9 protein-coding genes and 1 tRNA gene are annotated in these 11918 nt (G+C 55.7%); 8 read left to right on the forward strand and 2 right to left on the reverse strand.

Going from position 1 to position 11918, the window contains the following annotated elements:
- Positions 1 to 115 precede the first annotated feature (115 nt).
- The 3 genes from I6N93_RS01820 to I6N93_RS01830 all read left to right on the forward strand — a co-directional run bounded on the left by I6N93_RS01820 (position 116) and on the right by I6N93_RS01830 (position 2511).
- Complete coding sequence (locus tag I6N93_RS01820) at positions 116 to 1276, forward strand: NAD-dependent formate dehydrogenase (RefSeq protein WP_085687947.1); 1161 nt, start codon at positions 116 to 118, stop codon at positions 1274 to 1276.
- A 210-nt stretch (positions 1277 to 1486) separates the two neighbouring features.
- On the forward strand, positions 1487 to 1960 hold the full coding sequence (locus I6N93_RS01825; protein WP_085687949.1) for a MarR family winged helix-turn-helix transcriptional regulator: 474 nt from the start codon (positions 1487 to 1489) through the stop codon (positions 1958 to 1960).
- Positions 1961 to 2076: 116 nt separating this feature from the next.
- Positions 2077 to 2511: an organic hydroperoxide resistance protein gene (locus tag I6N93_RS01830; protein WP_085687951.1), complete on the forward strand. Its 435-nt coding sequence runs from the start codon at positions 2077 to 2079 to the stop codon at positions 2509 to 2511.
- A 66-nt stretch (positions 2512 to 2577) separates the two neighbouring features.
- Here the strand turns inward: I6N93_RS01830 and I6N93_RS01835 are convergent, their stop codons facing one another.
- The gene (locus I6N93_RS01835) at positions 2578 to 3888 is read right to left on the reverse strand and encodes an MFS transporter (protein ID WP_085687953.1); all 1311 of its coding nucleotides are present in this window, start codon (positions 3886 to 3888) and stop codon (positions 2578 to 2580) included.
- A gap of 596 nt (positions 3889 to 4484) precedes the next feature.
- Between I6N93_RS01835 and I6N93_RS01840 the strand changes: the two genes are divergently transcribed.
- A tRNA-Gly gene (locus tag I6N93_RS01840) sits at positions 4485 to 4560 on the forward strand.
- Positions 4561 to 5492: 932 nt separating this feature from the next.
- Positions 5493 to 6491, forward strand: a complete 999-nt coding sequence (locus I6N93_RS01845; RefSeq protein ID WP_112092168.1) for a TolB-like translocation protein — start codon at positions 5493 to 5495, stop codon at positions 6489 to 6491.
- Positions 6492 to 6681: 190 nt separating this feature from the next.
- On the opposite strand, the gene I6N93_RS01850 is transcribed toward I6N93_RS01845, so the two are convergent.
- Complete coding sequence (locus tag I6N93_RS01850; RefSeq protein ID WP_085687957.1) at positions 6682 to 7314, reverse strand: LysE family translocator; 633 nt, start codon at positions 7312 to 7314, stop codon at positions 6682 to 6684.
- An 894-nt stretch (positions 7315 to 8208) separates the two neighbouring features.
- Here I6N93_RS01850 and nnr point away from each other — a divergent pair.
- From nnr to amiB, 3 genes are read left to right on the forward strand one after another with little or no spacing between them, the layout of a single operon-like run.
- Positions 8209 to 9738, forward strand: coding sequence for a bifunctional ADP-dependent NAD(P)H-hydrate dehydratase/NAD(P)H-hydrate epimerase (gene nnr, locus I6N93_RS01855; protein ID WP_085687959.1), 1530 nt, complete (start codon positions 8209 to 8211; stop codon positions 9736 to 9738).
- Positions 9735 to 10205 (forward strand): tRNA (adenosine(37)-N6)-threonylcarbamoyltransferase complex ATPase subunit type 1 TsaE, encoded by a 471-nt coding sequence (tsaE, locus tag I6N93_RS01860; RefSeq protein ID WP_085687961.1) that lies wholly within the window; start codon positions 9735 to 9737, stop codon positions 10203 to 10205. The genes nnr and tsaE overlap by 4 nt, the downstream gene beginning before the upstream one ends.
- Before the next feature lie 5 nt (positions 10206 to 10210).
- Positions 10211 to 11908, forward strand: a complete 1698-nt coding sequence (gene amiB, locus I6N93_RS01865) for an N-acetylmuramoyl-L-alanine amidase AmiB (protein ID WP_085687963.1) — start codon at positions 10211 to 10213, stop codon at positions 11906 to 11908.
- Positions 11909 to 11918: the final 10 nt, after the last annotated feature.

An 11918-nucleotide genomic window follows, 5' to 3' on the forward strand; every position in this document is an offset into this window, starting at 1 on the left:
ACTTTCAAACAATTGGACGCGTGATTCTTAAGCGCCCAGACTGGAGCAAGTAACAGAAAATATAGCTTAAAATCAAAGCTATATAATTAACTTGCTTAGTTTTATGGAGATAACTATGTCCAAGATTTTGTGCGTACTGTATCCCGATCCTGTAACTGGTTTCCCCCCCGTCTATGCCCGGGACGATATCCCAGAAATTCCGACCTACCCCAATGGCCAGACTGCGCCGACGCCGTCGGGCGAACTGGGTTTCACCCCCGGTGAGCTGGTAGGCAGCGTCTCGGGAGAACTCGGATTACGTCGTTATCTGGAAAGTCAGGGGCATGAGCTGATTGTGACCAGCGATAAGGAAGGCGCTGACTCCGTATTCGATCGTCATTTACCGGATGCCGACGTCGTCATTTCCCAGCCATTCTGGCCGGCTTATCTAACGGCTGAACGTATTGCCAAAGCGAAGAAACTCAAGCTGGCGTTGACGGCGGGCATCGGCTCTGACCATGTCGATCTGAAGGCTGCAGCTGAACGAGGCATCACCGTGGCGGAAGTGACCTTCTCCAACTCCATCAGCGTGGCGGAGCACGTGGTGATGACCGTTCTGGCCTTGGTTCGCAACTACCTGCCTTCGCACCAAATCGCCAACAACGGCGGTTGGAATATCGCGGACTGCGTGGCACGCAGCTATGACGTCGAAGGGATGCACTTCGGGACGTTAGGCGCGGGGCGTATTGGTCTGGCGGCGCTGCGCCGTCTGAAGCCTTTCGATATGAAGCTGCACTATTACGATCCTCATCGTCTGTCGCAAGAGATTGAACAGGAACTGGGCTTGGCCTATCACGAAACCCCGGAATCGCTGGTTAAAGTTTGTGATGTGGTTAACCTGCAAACCCCGCTGTATCCCTCAACTCAGGGATTCGTCAACGAAGCCTTCCTGTCTCAGTTCAAGCGCGGTGCCTACTTAATCAATACGGCGCGTGGCGCGCTCTGCGATCGCGATGCGATTGCTCGTGCGTTGGAGTCGGGCCAGCTGGCTGGCTATGGCGGCGACGTCTGGTTCCCGCAACCCGCGCCGGTCGACCACCCGTGGCGACGTATGCCGCATCAAGGGATGACGCCCCATATCTCCGGTACTTCGCTGTCGGCTCAGGCGCGTTATGCGGCAGGGACGCTGGAAATTCTGCAAAACTTCCTTGAAGGAAAACCGATCCGTCAGGAGTATCTGATTGTCGACGGCGGCCAACTGGCCGGGACCGGCGCCGACTCTTATCAATTGGCCTGATGAGATAGGCGCATCCTGCGGCGGTCGTTGATCGCCGCACGTCACTCTGCGCCGTCGTGAACGGCGCAGAGTGATCTTTTCCCTTATAGTGCTTCGAATCTCTGATACGGCGGAACCGGGATATAGCGCGATCGCGTATGATCGTCGCGTGCGTTTGACGCCGAAACAAAATCGCTTGCTATTTAATTTTGTAAGATATAAATTGCGGGCATGAACGAAAAAAACGCCACCCATTCACAAGAAACGCTGAGCGAGGCCGCATTTAGGCTGGACGGTCAGATATGTTTCGCACTTTACTCGACGAATCTGGCGATGAATAAAGTCTATCGCCGTTTGCTGTCAAAACTTCATCTGACTTATCCCCAGTATCTGGTCATGCTGGTACTGTGGCAAAAGGACGGTGTGACCGTATCTGAACTGGGCGAGCGGCTTTATCTGGATTCCGCGACGTTGACGCCGCTTTTGAAGCGGTTGCAGCAGGCCGGATTGGTGGAGCGTTACCGCGGTAAGAAAGATGAGCGCCAGGTGCTGATCTATCTGACCGATAACGGCCGACAGTTGCAGGATAAGGCGCGAGGGGTGCCGGAGAGCGTATTTTGCGCCACCCAATGTAATCTGGACTGGCTGCAAGGCATGAAAAACGAGCTTGAAACGTTGCGGGCCAACCTCATTGCGCATCTGTGAGGCGGCGACGACAACGTTTTTTATTGTTCATAAAGATAGTGCGCGATTAAATTTTTCGCTATTTTATCCCGCCTTTTGCTGTTGCGGTATTAATAATCTGAAAACGGAGAAACACGATGTCTATTGAAAAAGTTCTGTACGTTGCACATGCGAAAGTGACCGGCGGGCGTGATGGTCGCGCGGTTTCATCCGACAATCATCTTGACGTTAAACTGACCACGCCGCGTGAACTGGGCGGCATGGGCGGCATGGGCGGCGAAGGGACAAACCCGGAACAGATGTTCGCCGCGGGCTACTCCGCCTGTTTTATCGGCGCATTGAAGGTCGTGGCCTCCCAGGCCAAAGTCAAATTGCCTGCCGATATGGCGGTCACCGGCCATGTCGGCATCGGCGCCATTCCGAATGGCTTCGGTATCGAAGTCACGCTGGAAATCGACCTGCCGGGCATTGAACGCAGCGTTGCTGAAGATCTGGTGCATCAAGCGCACGAAGTGTGCCCTTATTCCAACGCCACCCGCGGCAACATCGATGTTACGCTGAAAGTGGTCTGATCCCTCCCGGATCAACGACCCCGAGGCCGCCTTGCGCGGCCTCTTTCATTTAGCGCAGCGTCTTCGTCATCGGTTGACGACCTTCGGGGGCAGGGCGATTACCAGCAGCGAACTGACGATCAGGCAAGCGGCAAAAAACCACAGCGCGCCTGCGCTGCTTCCGGTCAGATCCAGAGCAAATCCCATCAGTGAGTTACTCACCAAACCGGCAATATTGGCCAGCGAACAGGCGAGGGCAAACCCCGTCGCCGCGGCGGTTCCTGTGAGGAAGGTGGCTGGCAGGCTGAAAAAGACTGGCACCGCGCCGATGATGGTGGCCTGAGCGATAGCAAAGAGCAATACCGTGGCGACGACGTTGTCGGTGAAGAACGTACTTGCCGCCATGGCGACGGCACCGATAAGGAAAGGGACGATGATATGCCAGCGGCGTTCACGGTGGCGATCCGAACTGGCGCCAATCGCCAGCATTCCTAACAGTGCTGCCAGACTGGGAAGCGCGGTCAACAGTCCGATATGAAAGGGATCGGCCACGCCCGCTTGCCGGATGAGCGTCGGCATCCAGAATCCCAGCGCGTAGGCGCTCAGCAAAATGGAAAAGTCTATGCCGCCCAGCATCCACACCTTCAGATTGAAAAAGCCTTCCCGGAAGCGGTGATGCGAATGGCGGCTCTCGGCCTCGTCTTGTTTGAGCGCCAGAGCAATCTGCGTTTTTTCCCGATCGTTGAGCCAGTTGGCCTGCTGAAAGCTGTTGGGCAGCACCCAAAGCGTCAGGATACCCAGCAGAACGCTGGGCAGGCCTTCCAGCAAAAACAGCCATTGCCAGCCACGCAGGCCGTGGAGCTGATCGAAATGAATCATGATCCAGCCGGAAATCGGTCCGCCGACAATGCTCGACAGGGGAAGGCCGATCATAAACAGGGCAATCACCCGGCCACGCCGATGGGAAGGAAACCACTGGGTCAGATAGTAAAGTACGCCGGGTAGAAAGCCGGCTTCGGCCGCGCCGAGCAGAAAACGCAGGATGTAGAACTGTTCCGGCGTAGTCACCAGCAGTGTGCAGGTGGACAATAGGCCCCATGAGATCATGATGCGGGCTATCCAGACCTTGGCGCCGATCTTTTCCAGCATCAGATTGCTGGGGACTTCAAACAGGATGTAGCCGACAAAAAACAGTCCGGCGCCGAGTCCGAAGGCCGTTTCGCTGAAGTGTAAATCTTCCACCATCTGTAGCTTGGCAAAGCCGACGTTAATACGGTCCAGATAGGCGGCCAAATAGCAGAAACAAAGAAACGGGATGAGCTTCCAGACGATTTTTCGATAAAGCGCAGGTTCATCTTCTTTTACCGGGGTTGTTCCCGCAGCAGATGCGTTGGTCATGTCAGATATTCCTCATTTATCCAATACGCCCGCCGCCCATCTGCTTGGTTCCGCATCGCGTTGTGCGGCGGGAACTGCTGGAAAATGGGGTTGAGAGCGTAAACAGAGTCAGAGCGTGATGCATGGTTGCCGCATAATGGCCGATCGGCTCAACCAGACGGCGGTGAGTCAGTCTACTGAGAAGCGAAAAATCTGACCAGCGTAAATTTGGTCGAAATGCCGCTATTTGTGTTAAGCAAACGATTTTCTTGGTCTATCTGCATCCATCATACGGAAAAGGAAAACGGCGATTAATCTCATCGTCCCGCGTGATGCGCTGACCCATCGGGACTGCGCCGGACCCCGCGGACGACGGTGACGGGCTCGACGAAACCGTCTGCAAAAATAGCAGAAAAAGCATAGTTTGATGCTCTAATGAGCAGATAAACCGTTTCCGGTCCGTCAGGCTAAAAAAGGGCTTGCCATCCTCCTTAAAGAGAGACATAATGCGCCCACTTCTTCGGAAGACGTAGATAAAAACGTGATTAATCAATAGATTGAGAGTTTTACTTATCGAATGACTTCATGGGTTCAAGCCACGTGAACGTCAATTCAAAGCGGGAATAGCTCAGTTGGTAGAGCACGACCTTGCCAAGGTCGGGGTCGCGAGTTCGAGTCTCGTTTCCCGCTCCAAATTTTGGCTTGCAGAGCGGATAGCGCATCTGCAAGTTTGCGAACAGAGAGCCGAAAGGCTCTCTGTTCGTTTCCGGCCCCACCCATCCAGATAATCCACTATCAAAGCCGAAGCGGTAACACCTGTAGTCTCATTTTCCTCCCGTATCACGCCATCTAATAGGCTATTGACGGGAATATTTTTATTCATATCAGCTTGTTAATCTCATGTGCCGGAAGCGGGAGTGACAAATCACTACACACTCACGGACGTCTAAGAGCATACGCCCAGCGCGGCATCTCCCCGTTCGCCGTAAAACGCTCTTCGCCGAAGGCGCAAGGGGCCGTGCGGCGCGAGCTATATCTTGCGCGTTGCCATACATTGTCGACAAACGCCGTAGCGATCTTTATATTCACGATTTTCTGATGCCGAACCGCTGATTAACCCCGAAGGGTTGTATGGCCCGCTGGGGCTTCTGACCAACCGGCGCCGTTCGGTCGTCAGTCCCACTCCGCCAGGCTCCGCCGAACCCGCGGTGCGGTTTCGGGCCATGCGGCTAGGGTCTGAAAGCCAACGTCACAAGGATATCGCTCCTGAGGGGACAAGGGCAGGGAGAAGTAGCCCTGTATGACCGGCATTGATGGTGCCGCAATGGACCACTTTGCTCGAGATCACTATGCTCGGCGGTTTACGCCCCTTCCGCAATGAAAATCTCCCCGGCGCTTAAGCAGTTGGTTTATGCCGTCGCATTGGTTTACCCCTTCGCCGGTAAAACTTAAACTACTCTTCACTTTCTTTCCGCATTTCCGTTGAGCGCCGGCGTCATGGAAGCGGCGAACGCGGCTTTTAGCCGAATATCTCCGGTATTTTACTGAGTTATAACGGTCGTTGATGTTCTTGGCAGGTCCGTTCGGACGGGATGATTTTCATCAATAATAAGGTTTGTTTGATTATGTCACGTAACCTGTGGGCGACCGCACTGGCATGCGGCGCGCTTTTTACGGGAGCGTCCGCCGAAGCTTATGCCGGATGTCTCGTTGACCACGTCACGGAAAGCGATTCAACGTTCCCTTCCACGCTGCAAGGCAAACTGGCCTATCACACCTACGGCAGCTATGGAGACGGCGCCAGTCAGATCTTCATCTACGACTTCGCCGCCCGAAAAGTGACGCAGGCGTCTTCATCGTCGTGGGGGATCCAAGACCCGATGAACGCGGTATTCAGTCCCGACGGTCAATGGCTGGCCTTTATGGGCATCAAGGACGATGCCTGGAATATCTTCATGTGGCGGGTTGATTCAGCCGACCTGCCGGTTAACCTGACCAAAAGCACGGGCGAGACCAGCAACGAGGATCCCAAGTTCAGTGCCGATGGCACCGCGCTGTTTTTCAAGCAGGATGGCGACGTGATAAAGGCGGCGTTGAGTTTTGAAAACGACATGCCGGTGTTCAGCTCGCAGGCCAATCTGACTCACTCCTCATCAATAATAGAAAGCTCGATGCCGTATCCGTCCGCCGATGGCAAGCTGGTGTTTTACGCGGCAGGGAAGGCGTCGGGCCTCATGGGCGTGTATCGTCTGACGCTCGCTACCGGTAAAAAGGTGGTCTTCGACAAGCCGAATGGTTTGGAGGCCTATTATCCGACGGTTCGTCAGGATGGACGGGTCTTTTACTCGCGCTGGAAGGACTCGGGCGGAGCCGACCAGCTTTATACCAAGGTGAACCCAAGTGATAAGGCTGAACAACTGTCGATTAACGATTGCGATAGTAATAACTCTGACGCTTTCCCCGTGAATGGCACTGACTATGTCTTCTTTTCATCGACCACTGAAGGCAAATACCAACTGTACCTCGGCGAAGTCAGTACGGGTAAACGCTGGAGTCTCTCTTCATTCCACGTGAATGACGATACGGATAAAGAGACACTCGGGGCTAACTATTTCGGCGGGTAAACGTCATGTTATATGACGACGGACGCCAATAACGCATCCGTTCTGGAGGAGAAAAGGGAGACTTCACGCCTATTTTGTCCATCCATTTTTCGAATAAAGTAAGCACTTGCAAACTTTGAAGGCCTTTTGCCACCATCACTGGCTCTGGTAGCCATCGACATTAGCCATGCCTCACCGGTTTCGTTCGCAGCTAGCGCCGTCCTTCCATCACCATCCGTATTGCCAGCCCGGCCAAAACGGTTCCCATCAGCCAGCGTTGGATCTCGCTCCATAAGGGACGCCCCGTCAGGAAGACGGCGATAGAGCCGGCCACGACGGTAATCAGCGCGTTAACGCTGACGCTAATGGCGATTTGCACCATACCGAGCACCAGAGACTGCGCTAGTACGTGGCCCTGTTCCAGGGTGATGAATTGGGGGAGTAGCGAGAGATACATCACCGCGATTTTAGGGTTGAGCAAGTTGGTGACGAAGCCTATAAAAAAGAGTCTGGAGGGCGTGTCCGGACGAAGTTCCCGCACTTCAAACGGCGAACGCCCGCCAGGTTTCACCACCTGCCAGGCCAGATACAGCAGATAAAGCGCCCCGCCAAAACGCAAGACGTCATAGGCATAAGGGATAGCCATGACCAGCGCGGTAATCCCCGCTGCTGCGCACATCATGTAAAACACAAATCCGAGCGCAACGCCGCCCAGCGAAATCAGCCCCGCCTTAGGGCCCTGACACAGCGAGCGGGAAATCAGATAAATCATGTTGGGGCCGGGCGTAAGCACTAACCCCAGCGAGATCAAAGCAAAAGTGACCAGATTCGAGAATTCAGGCATGTGCCCCTCCGTAAAGGCGATGGCGCGACAGGCCGCAGGAGTCAGCCTTTGCGAGCCGGCTGCTTTTTAGGTATCCCATTCTGCCCTTCACCCTGAAAAAAGTTTCCATTTTTTTATTTATTGCCTGATTATTGAACTAACCTAATTAAGTCGTTTTTGACGGGCATGGCCACAGTCGCCTGCCGACGGAAACTGCTACAGACGGAATTTCGCAGCCGTACACGCGTCGAGGAGTGGAGAGTCAAAGCGCTTGCCAATTCGGATTCACTGAGCCATAATGCCGTCCCTTACGCATGTTGTATTTTAAAATACTTATAAATCAGCATGTTACAAAGAGAATGGTATAAGTTGATTCCCTGTTGCCCATAGTGCCATCGGTTTTATCCTCCAAGAGCACTTCTGCTTTCCGCAAAAGTAAATCACATAAGTTTTTAAACAGACTTATCCACAGATTTATTGACGCCGGTGTTTGATGACATACTGAGGGGCCAGGGAACTCTGTTTTTTATCTCTATGAATTTAAAAGATAAATTTTAGATAAAAGGCGCCAGTTCGATCACTTGTACTTTTTTTTACGCTTGATTGGCAAAGAGTTTTTAAATTTATCCACAGGCGAGGTCGATGTAAAATCGGCGTGTTTTTGACCACCTCGTCATCTCCTCCCGATAGCCTCTTTAATGAGCGTTTCTCCCGCTGATCTGGCTCCATCATTCACCAACAACGCGTAGCTGAGTAAACTGATAACTGTTTGCGATGCCTTTTCGGGAAATAGGGCGTTTTCAGTCAGCTTCGGCGGCTCCTGATGTCATGAATGATTGCCGAGGGGCTTCTTTATCGCGTTCACGCCTGGTGTCGGCGCAAGGGCGCATCTGCAGAAATGAGAGGGAGCACGTCATGATCGATTGCAGCAACAATTCTGTGTCCGAAGCATTACCTGATGTGGTCTTTCGGGCCGACTGGCTACGACGAGAGGAAGCGGGGGCGGCACAGTCGGCAGGCGTGTCGCTCTATACGCTGATGCAAAGAGCGGGTTCCGCCGCATTCGGACTGGCACGCTTGCAGTATCCGTCAGCTCAGCACTGGCTGGTTCTGGCCGGACACGGCAATAACGGTGGCGATGGTTACGTGGTGGCAACCCTGGCGAAAGCCACTGGCCTGCGGGTTTCGGTGATGGCCTGCTCCGAGGAACGTCCGTTGCCGTCCGAAGCCGAACAGGCCAGAGCACGGTGGATCGCTGGCGGCGGCACTGAACTGACGCCGGAGGCCGCCTGGCCTGATGATCTTGACCTCATTATCGACGGCCTGCTGGGCACCGGTCTTTCCGCCGCGCCAAGAGCGCCTTACGATCGACTGATTGAGGCGGCCAATACGCACTCGGCACCCACGGTCGCGTTGGATATTCCCTCAGGTTTAAACGCTGAAACCGGTCATGCTGCTGGCGCGGTGATCGACGCCGCACATACGATCACATTCATCACTTTGAAGCCCGGTTTGCTGACCGGTCATGCCCGCGATTATGTCGGGCGGCTGCACATCGACGATCTGGCGCTGTCGCCGTGGGTAGCGCGTCAGGACGCGCCGATCCAGCGCCTCACGCCGCGTCATCTTTCACACTGGCTCAAGCCTCGTCGGCCGGGGGCGCACAAGGGGGATAATGGCCGTCTGCTGATTGTCGGCGGCGACGCGGGGACCGGCGGTGCGATTTTCATGGCGGGTGAATCCGCCCTGCGCACAGGCGCTGGTTTGGTGCGAGTACTTACTCACTGCGAATACCTTGCCGCGCTGCTGGTTTCTCGTCCCGAACTGATGGTTCAGGAGCTGAACACGGCGACGTTGCGGCAAGGTCTGGAGTGGGCTGATGTGGTGGTGATCGGCCCCGGCCTGGGTCAGGGAGAATGGGGCAGAAATGCCCTTCGGATCGTAGAAAATTGTAACAAATCCATGTTATGGGATGCGGATGCGCTCAACCTGCTGGCAATCAGCCCGCATAAACGTCAGAATCGCATCCTGACGCCCCATCCCGGCGAGGCGGCGCGGCTGCTGAACTGTCGCGTTGCCGATATTGAAAGTGATCGCTTACTTGCGACGGGAAAGCTGGTGAAACGCTACGGCGGCGTCGTGGTGCTGAAAGGGGCGGGAACGGTGATCGCCAATGAGCAAGGCGCTCTGGCTATCGCCGACGTCGGCAACCCGGGCATGGCCACGGGGGGGATGGGCGATGTGCTTTCCGGCATTATTGGTGCGTTGGCGGCGCAGAAACTGTCGTTGTATGACGCGGCCAGAGCCGGATGTGTGATTCATGGCGCCGCCGCCGACTATCTGGCGAAACAGCGCGGTCCCCGCGGCATACTGGCGACGGATTTGATGCCTGTACTGGCGCAGTATGTAAATCCTGAGTGGATATCCTTAGAAAAGACAGAATGAAGACATTTTCTCTACCTCTGCCTGACGAAGCGGCAACTATCGCACTCGGTGCGACACTGGCGCAGGCCTGCGACCGCGCCGTAATTATCTATCTATATGGCGATCTGGGCGCGGGCAAGACCACGCTGAGCCGGGGATTCTTGCAGACGCTCGGCCATACAGGCAACGTCAAAAGTCCCACCTACACGCTGGTGGAGCCATACATGCTGTCGCCGCGCCCGGTTTACCATTTCGATCTGTACCGCCTGGCGGACCCAGAGGAACTGGAATTCATGGGCATTCGCGACTATTTGTCGGAGGATGCCATCTGTCTGATTGAATGGCCTCAGCAGGGCGCGGGGATACTGCCTTCTGCTGATTTGGTGCTGCACCTGAGCTATCAGGATGCGGGCCGTCAGGCGGATATTCAGGTGCAGTCGGACACAGGCGAACATATTGCGGCGCGTTGGATAGGCCAGTCGGAGTAGACGTGATGATTGTGCGGTTGATGAAGGCTTTATTTGGCGTTGTTCTCTTCCTGTCCTGGCCGCTTTGGGCTGCGAATCTTTCAGATATTCAGGTCGATAACGCTTCCGGTCTGGCAAAGGTCACCCTGAGTTTCAGCGGGCAGCCGGTCTATGCGTTTTTCCCGCTCAGCAATCCCGACCGGGTCGTGATCGACATCCGGCAAACCGGCGTGATCAAAGGGCTGCCGCTCGCCTTTAGCGGTAGTAACCTGATCGATCGCATTCGCACCAGCGAAGCGAAGGACGCGCAAAGCCTGCGTCTGGTCTTTGAATTGACAAAGCCTGCCAAAACGCGTGCGACGACGACGAAGTACGGCGACAACTACACCGTTGTTTTCACGGTGAGCGCCGTACAGTTACAGCGCGCGGCCAACCGAACGTCACCGTTGGAAGGTCGCGCGACCACGAAACCGGTTAAGCCCGCCGAGCCGCCGCAAAGCCCGTTCAACAATAAGCCGACGGTCGTGACCAGTAGCGCCTCAACGACCCCGTCGCGTGCGTCCGCGCGCCGTCCAACGTCGACTGGCGATGAGATTGTGGTGGCGATCGACGCCGGGCACGGTGGTCAGGATCCCGGAGCCATCGGCCCCGGCGGACTGCACGAAAAAAACGTGACCATCGGCATTGCGCGCAAGCTGCGCGAGCTGCTGAACAAGGACCCGGTATTCAAACCGGTCCTGACGCGTGACGGCGACTACTTTATTTCCGTGATGGGCCGTTCCGACGTGGCGCGCAAGCAGGGGGCTAATCTTCTTGTATCACTCCATGCGGACGCCGCACCTAACCGCGGTGCGACAGGCGCGTCGGTATGGGTTCTATCTAACCGCCGGGCCAACAGCGAAATGGCGAGCTGGCTTGAACAGCATGAGAAACAGTCGGAGCTGCTGGGCGGCGCGGGCGACCTGCTGGCGAATAACAACGCCGATCCTTACCTGAGTCAGGCGGTGCTGGACTTACAGTTTGGGCACTCACAGCGCGTCGGCTATGACGTGGCGGTGAAGGTGCTGCGCGAACTGCAGCGCGTCGGCAGCCTGCACAAGGTCCGCCCCGAACATGCCAGCCTCGGCGTGCTGCGCTCGCCGGATATTCCGTCGCTACTGGTCGAAACCGGGTTTATCTCCAATCCTGGTGAAGAACGCCTTTTGGGCAGCAGCGACTATCAGGAGCGCATTGCAAAGGCGATCTATCTGGGGCTGCGCGGCTATTTCGAGACGCATCCTTTGCAGAATGCGCCCAAACATGACAAACGGCCTGCCATCTTGCCGGCCTCTAAACCGGTGGTTTCCAACAGTGCGTCGCCTGCTGGCTCCGCAACGCGGCACACCGTGGGGAAAGGCGAAACGCTGTCGGGGATTGCGTCGCAATACGGCGTGAGCATGTCGACGATACGCGACGCGAATCACCTGAAAAAAGACCTGGTGTGGGTAGGGCAACGGCTGAGGATACCGGGCGGCGCGGAATCGACGATCGCACAGACACGATCCGCCCCGGTGACCCAGAGAGCCACCACGGCGAAGAAGGTGACGCATAAGGTGGTGCGCGGTGATAGTCTGAGTTCGATTGCGGACCGTTACGATGTCAGCATGAAAGCGATCCAGCAGGCGAACAAGCTGGCATCCCAGACGGTACAACTCGGACAGACGCTGGTTATCCCTGCCGCCTGAGGCCGACATT

Source organism: Lonsdalea populi (assembly GCF_015999465.1).
GTDB classification, from domain to species: domain Bacteria; phylum Pseudomonadota; class Gammaproteobacteria; order Enterobacterales; family Enterobacteriaceae; genus Lonsdalea; species Lonsdalea populi.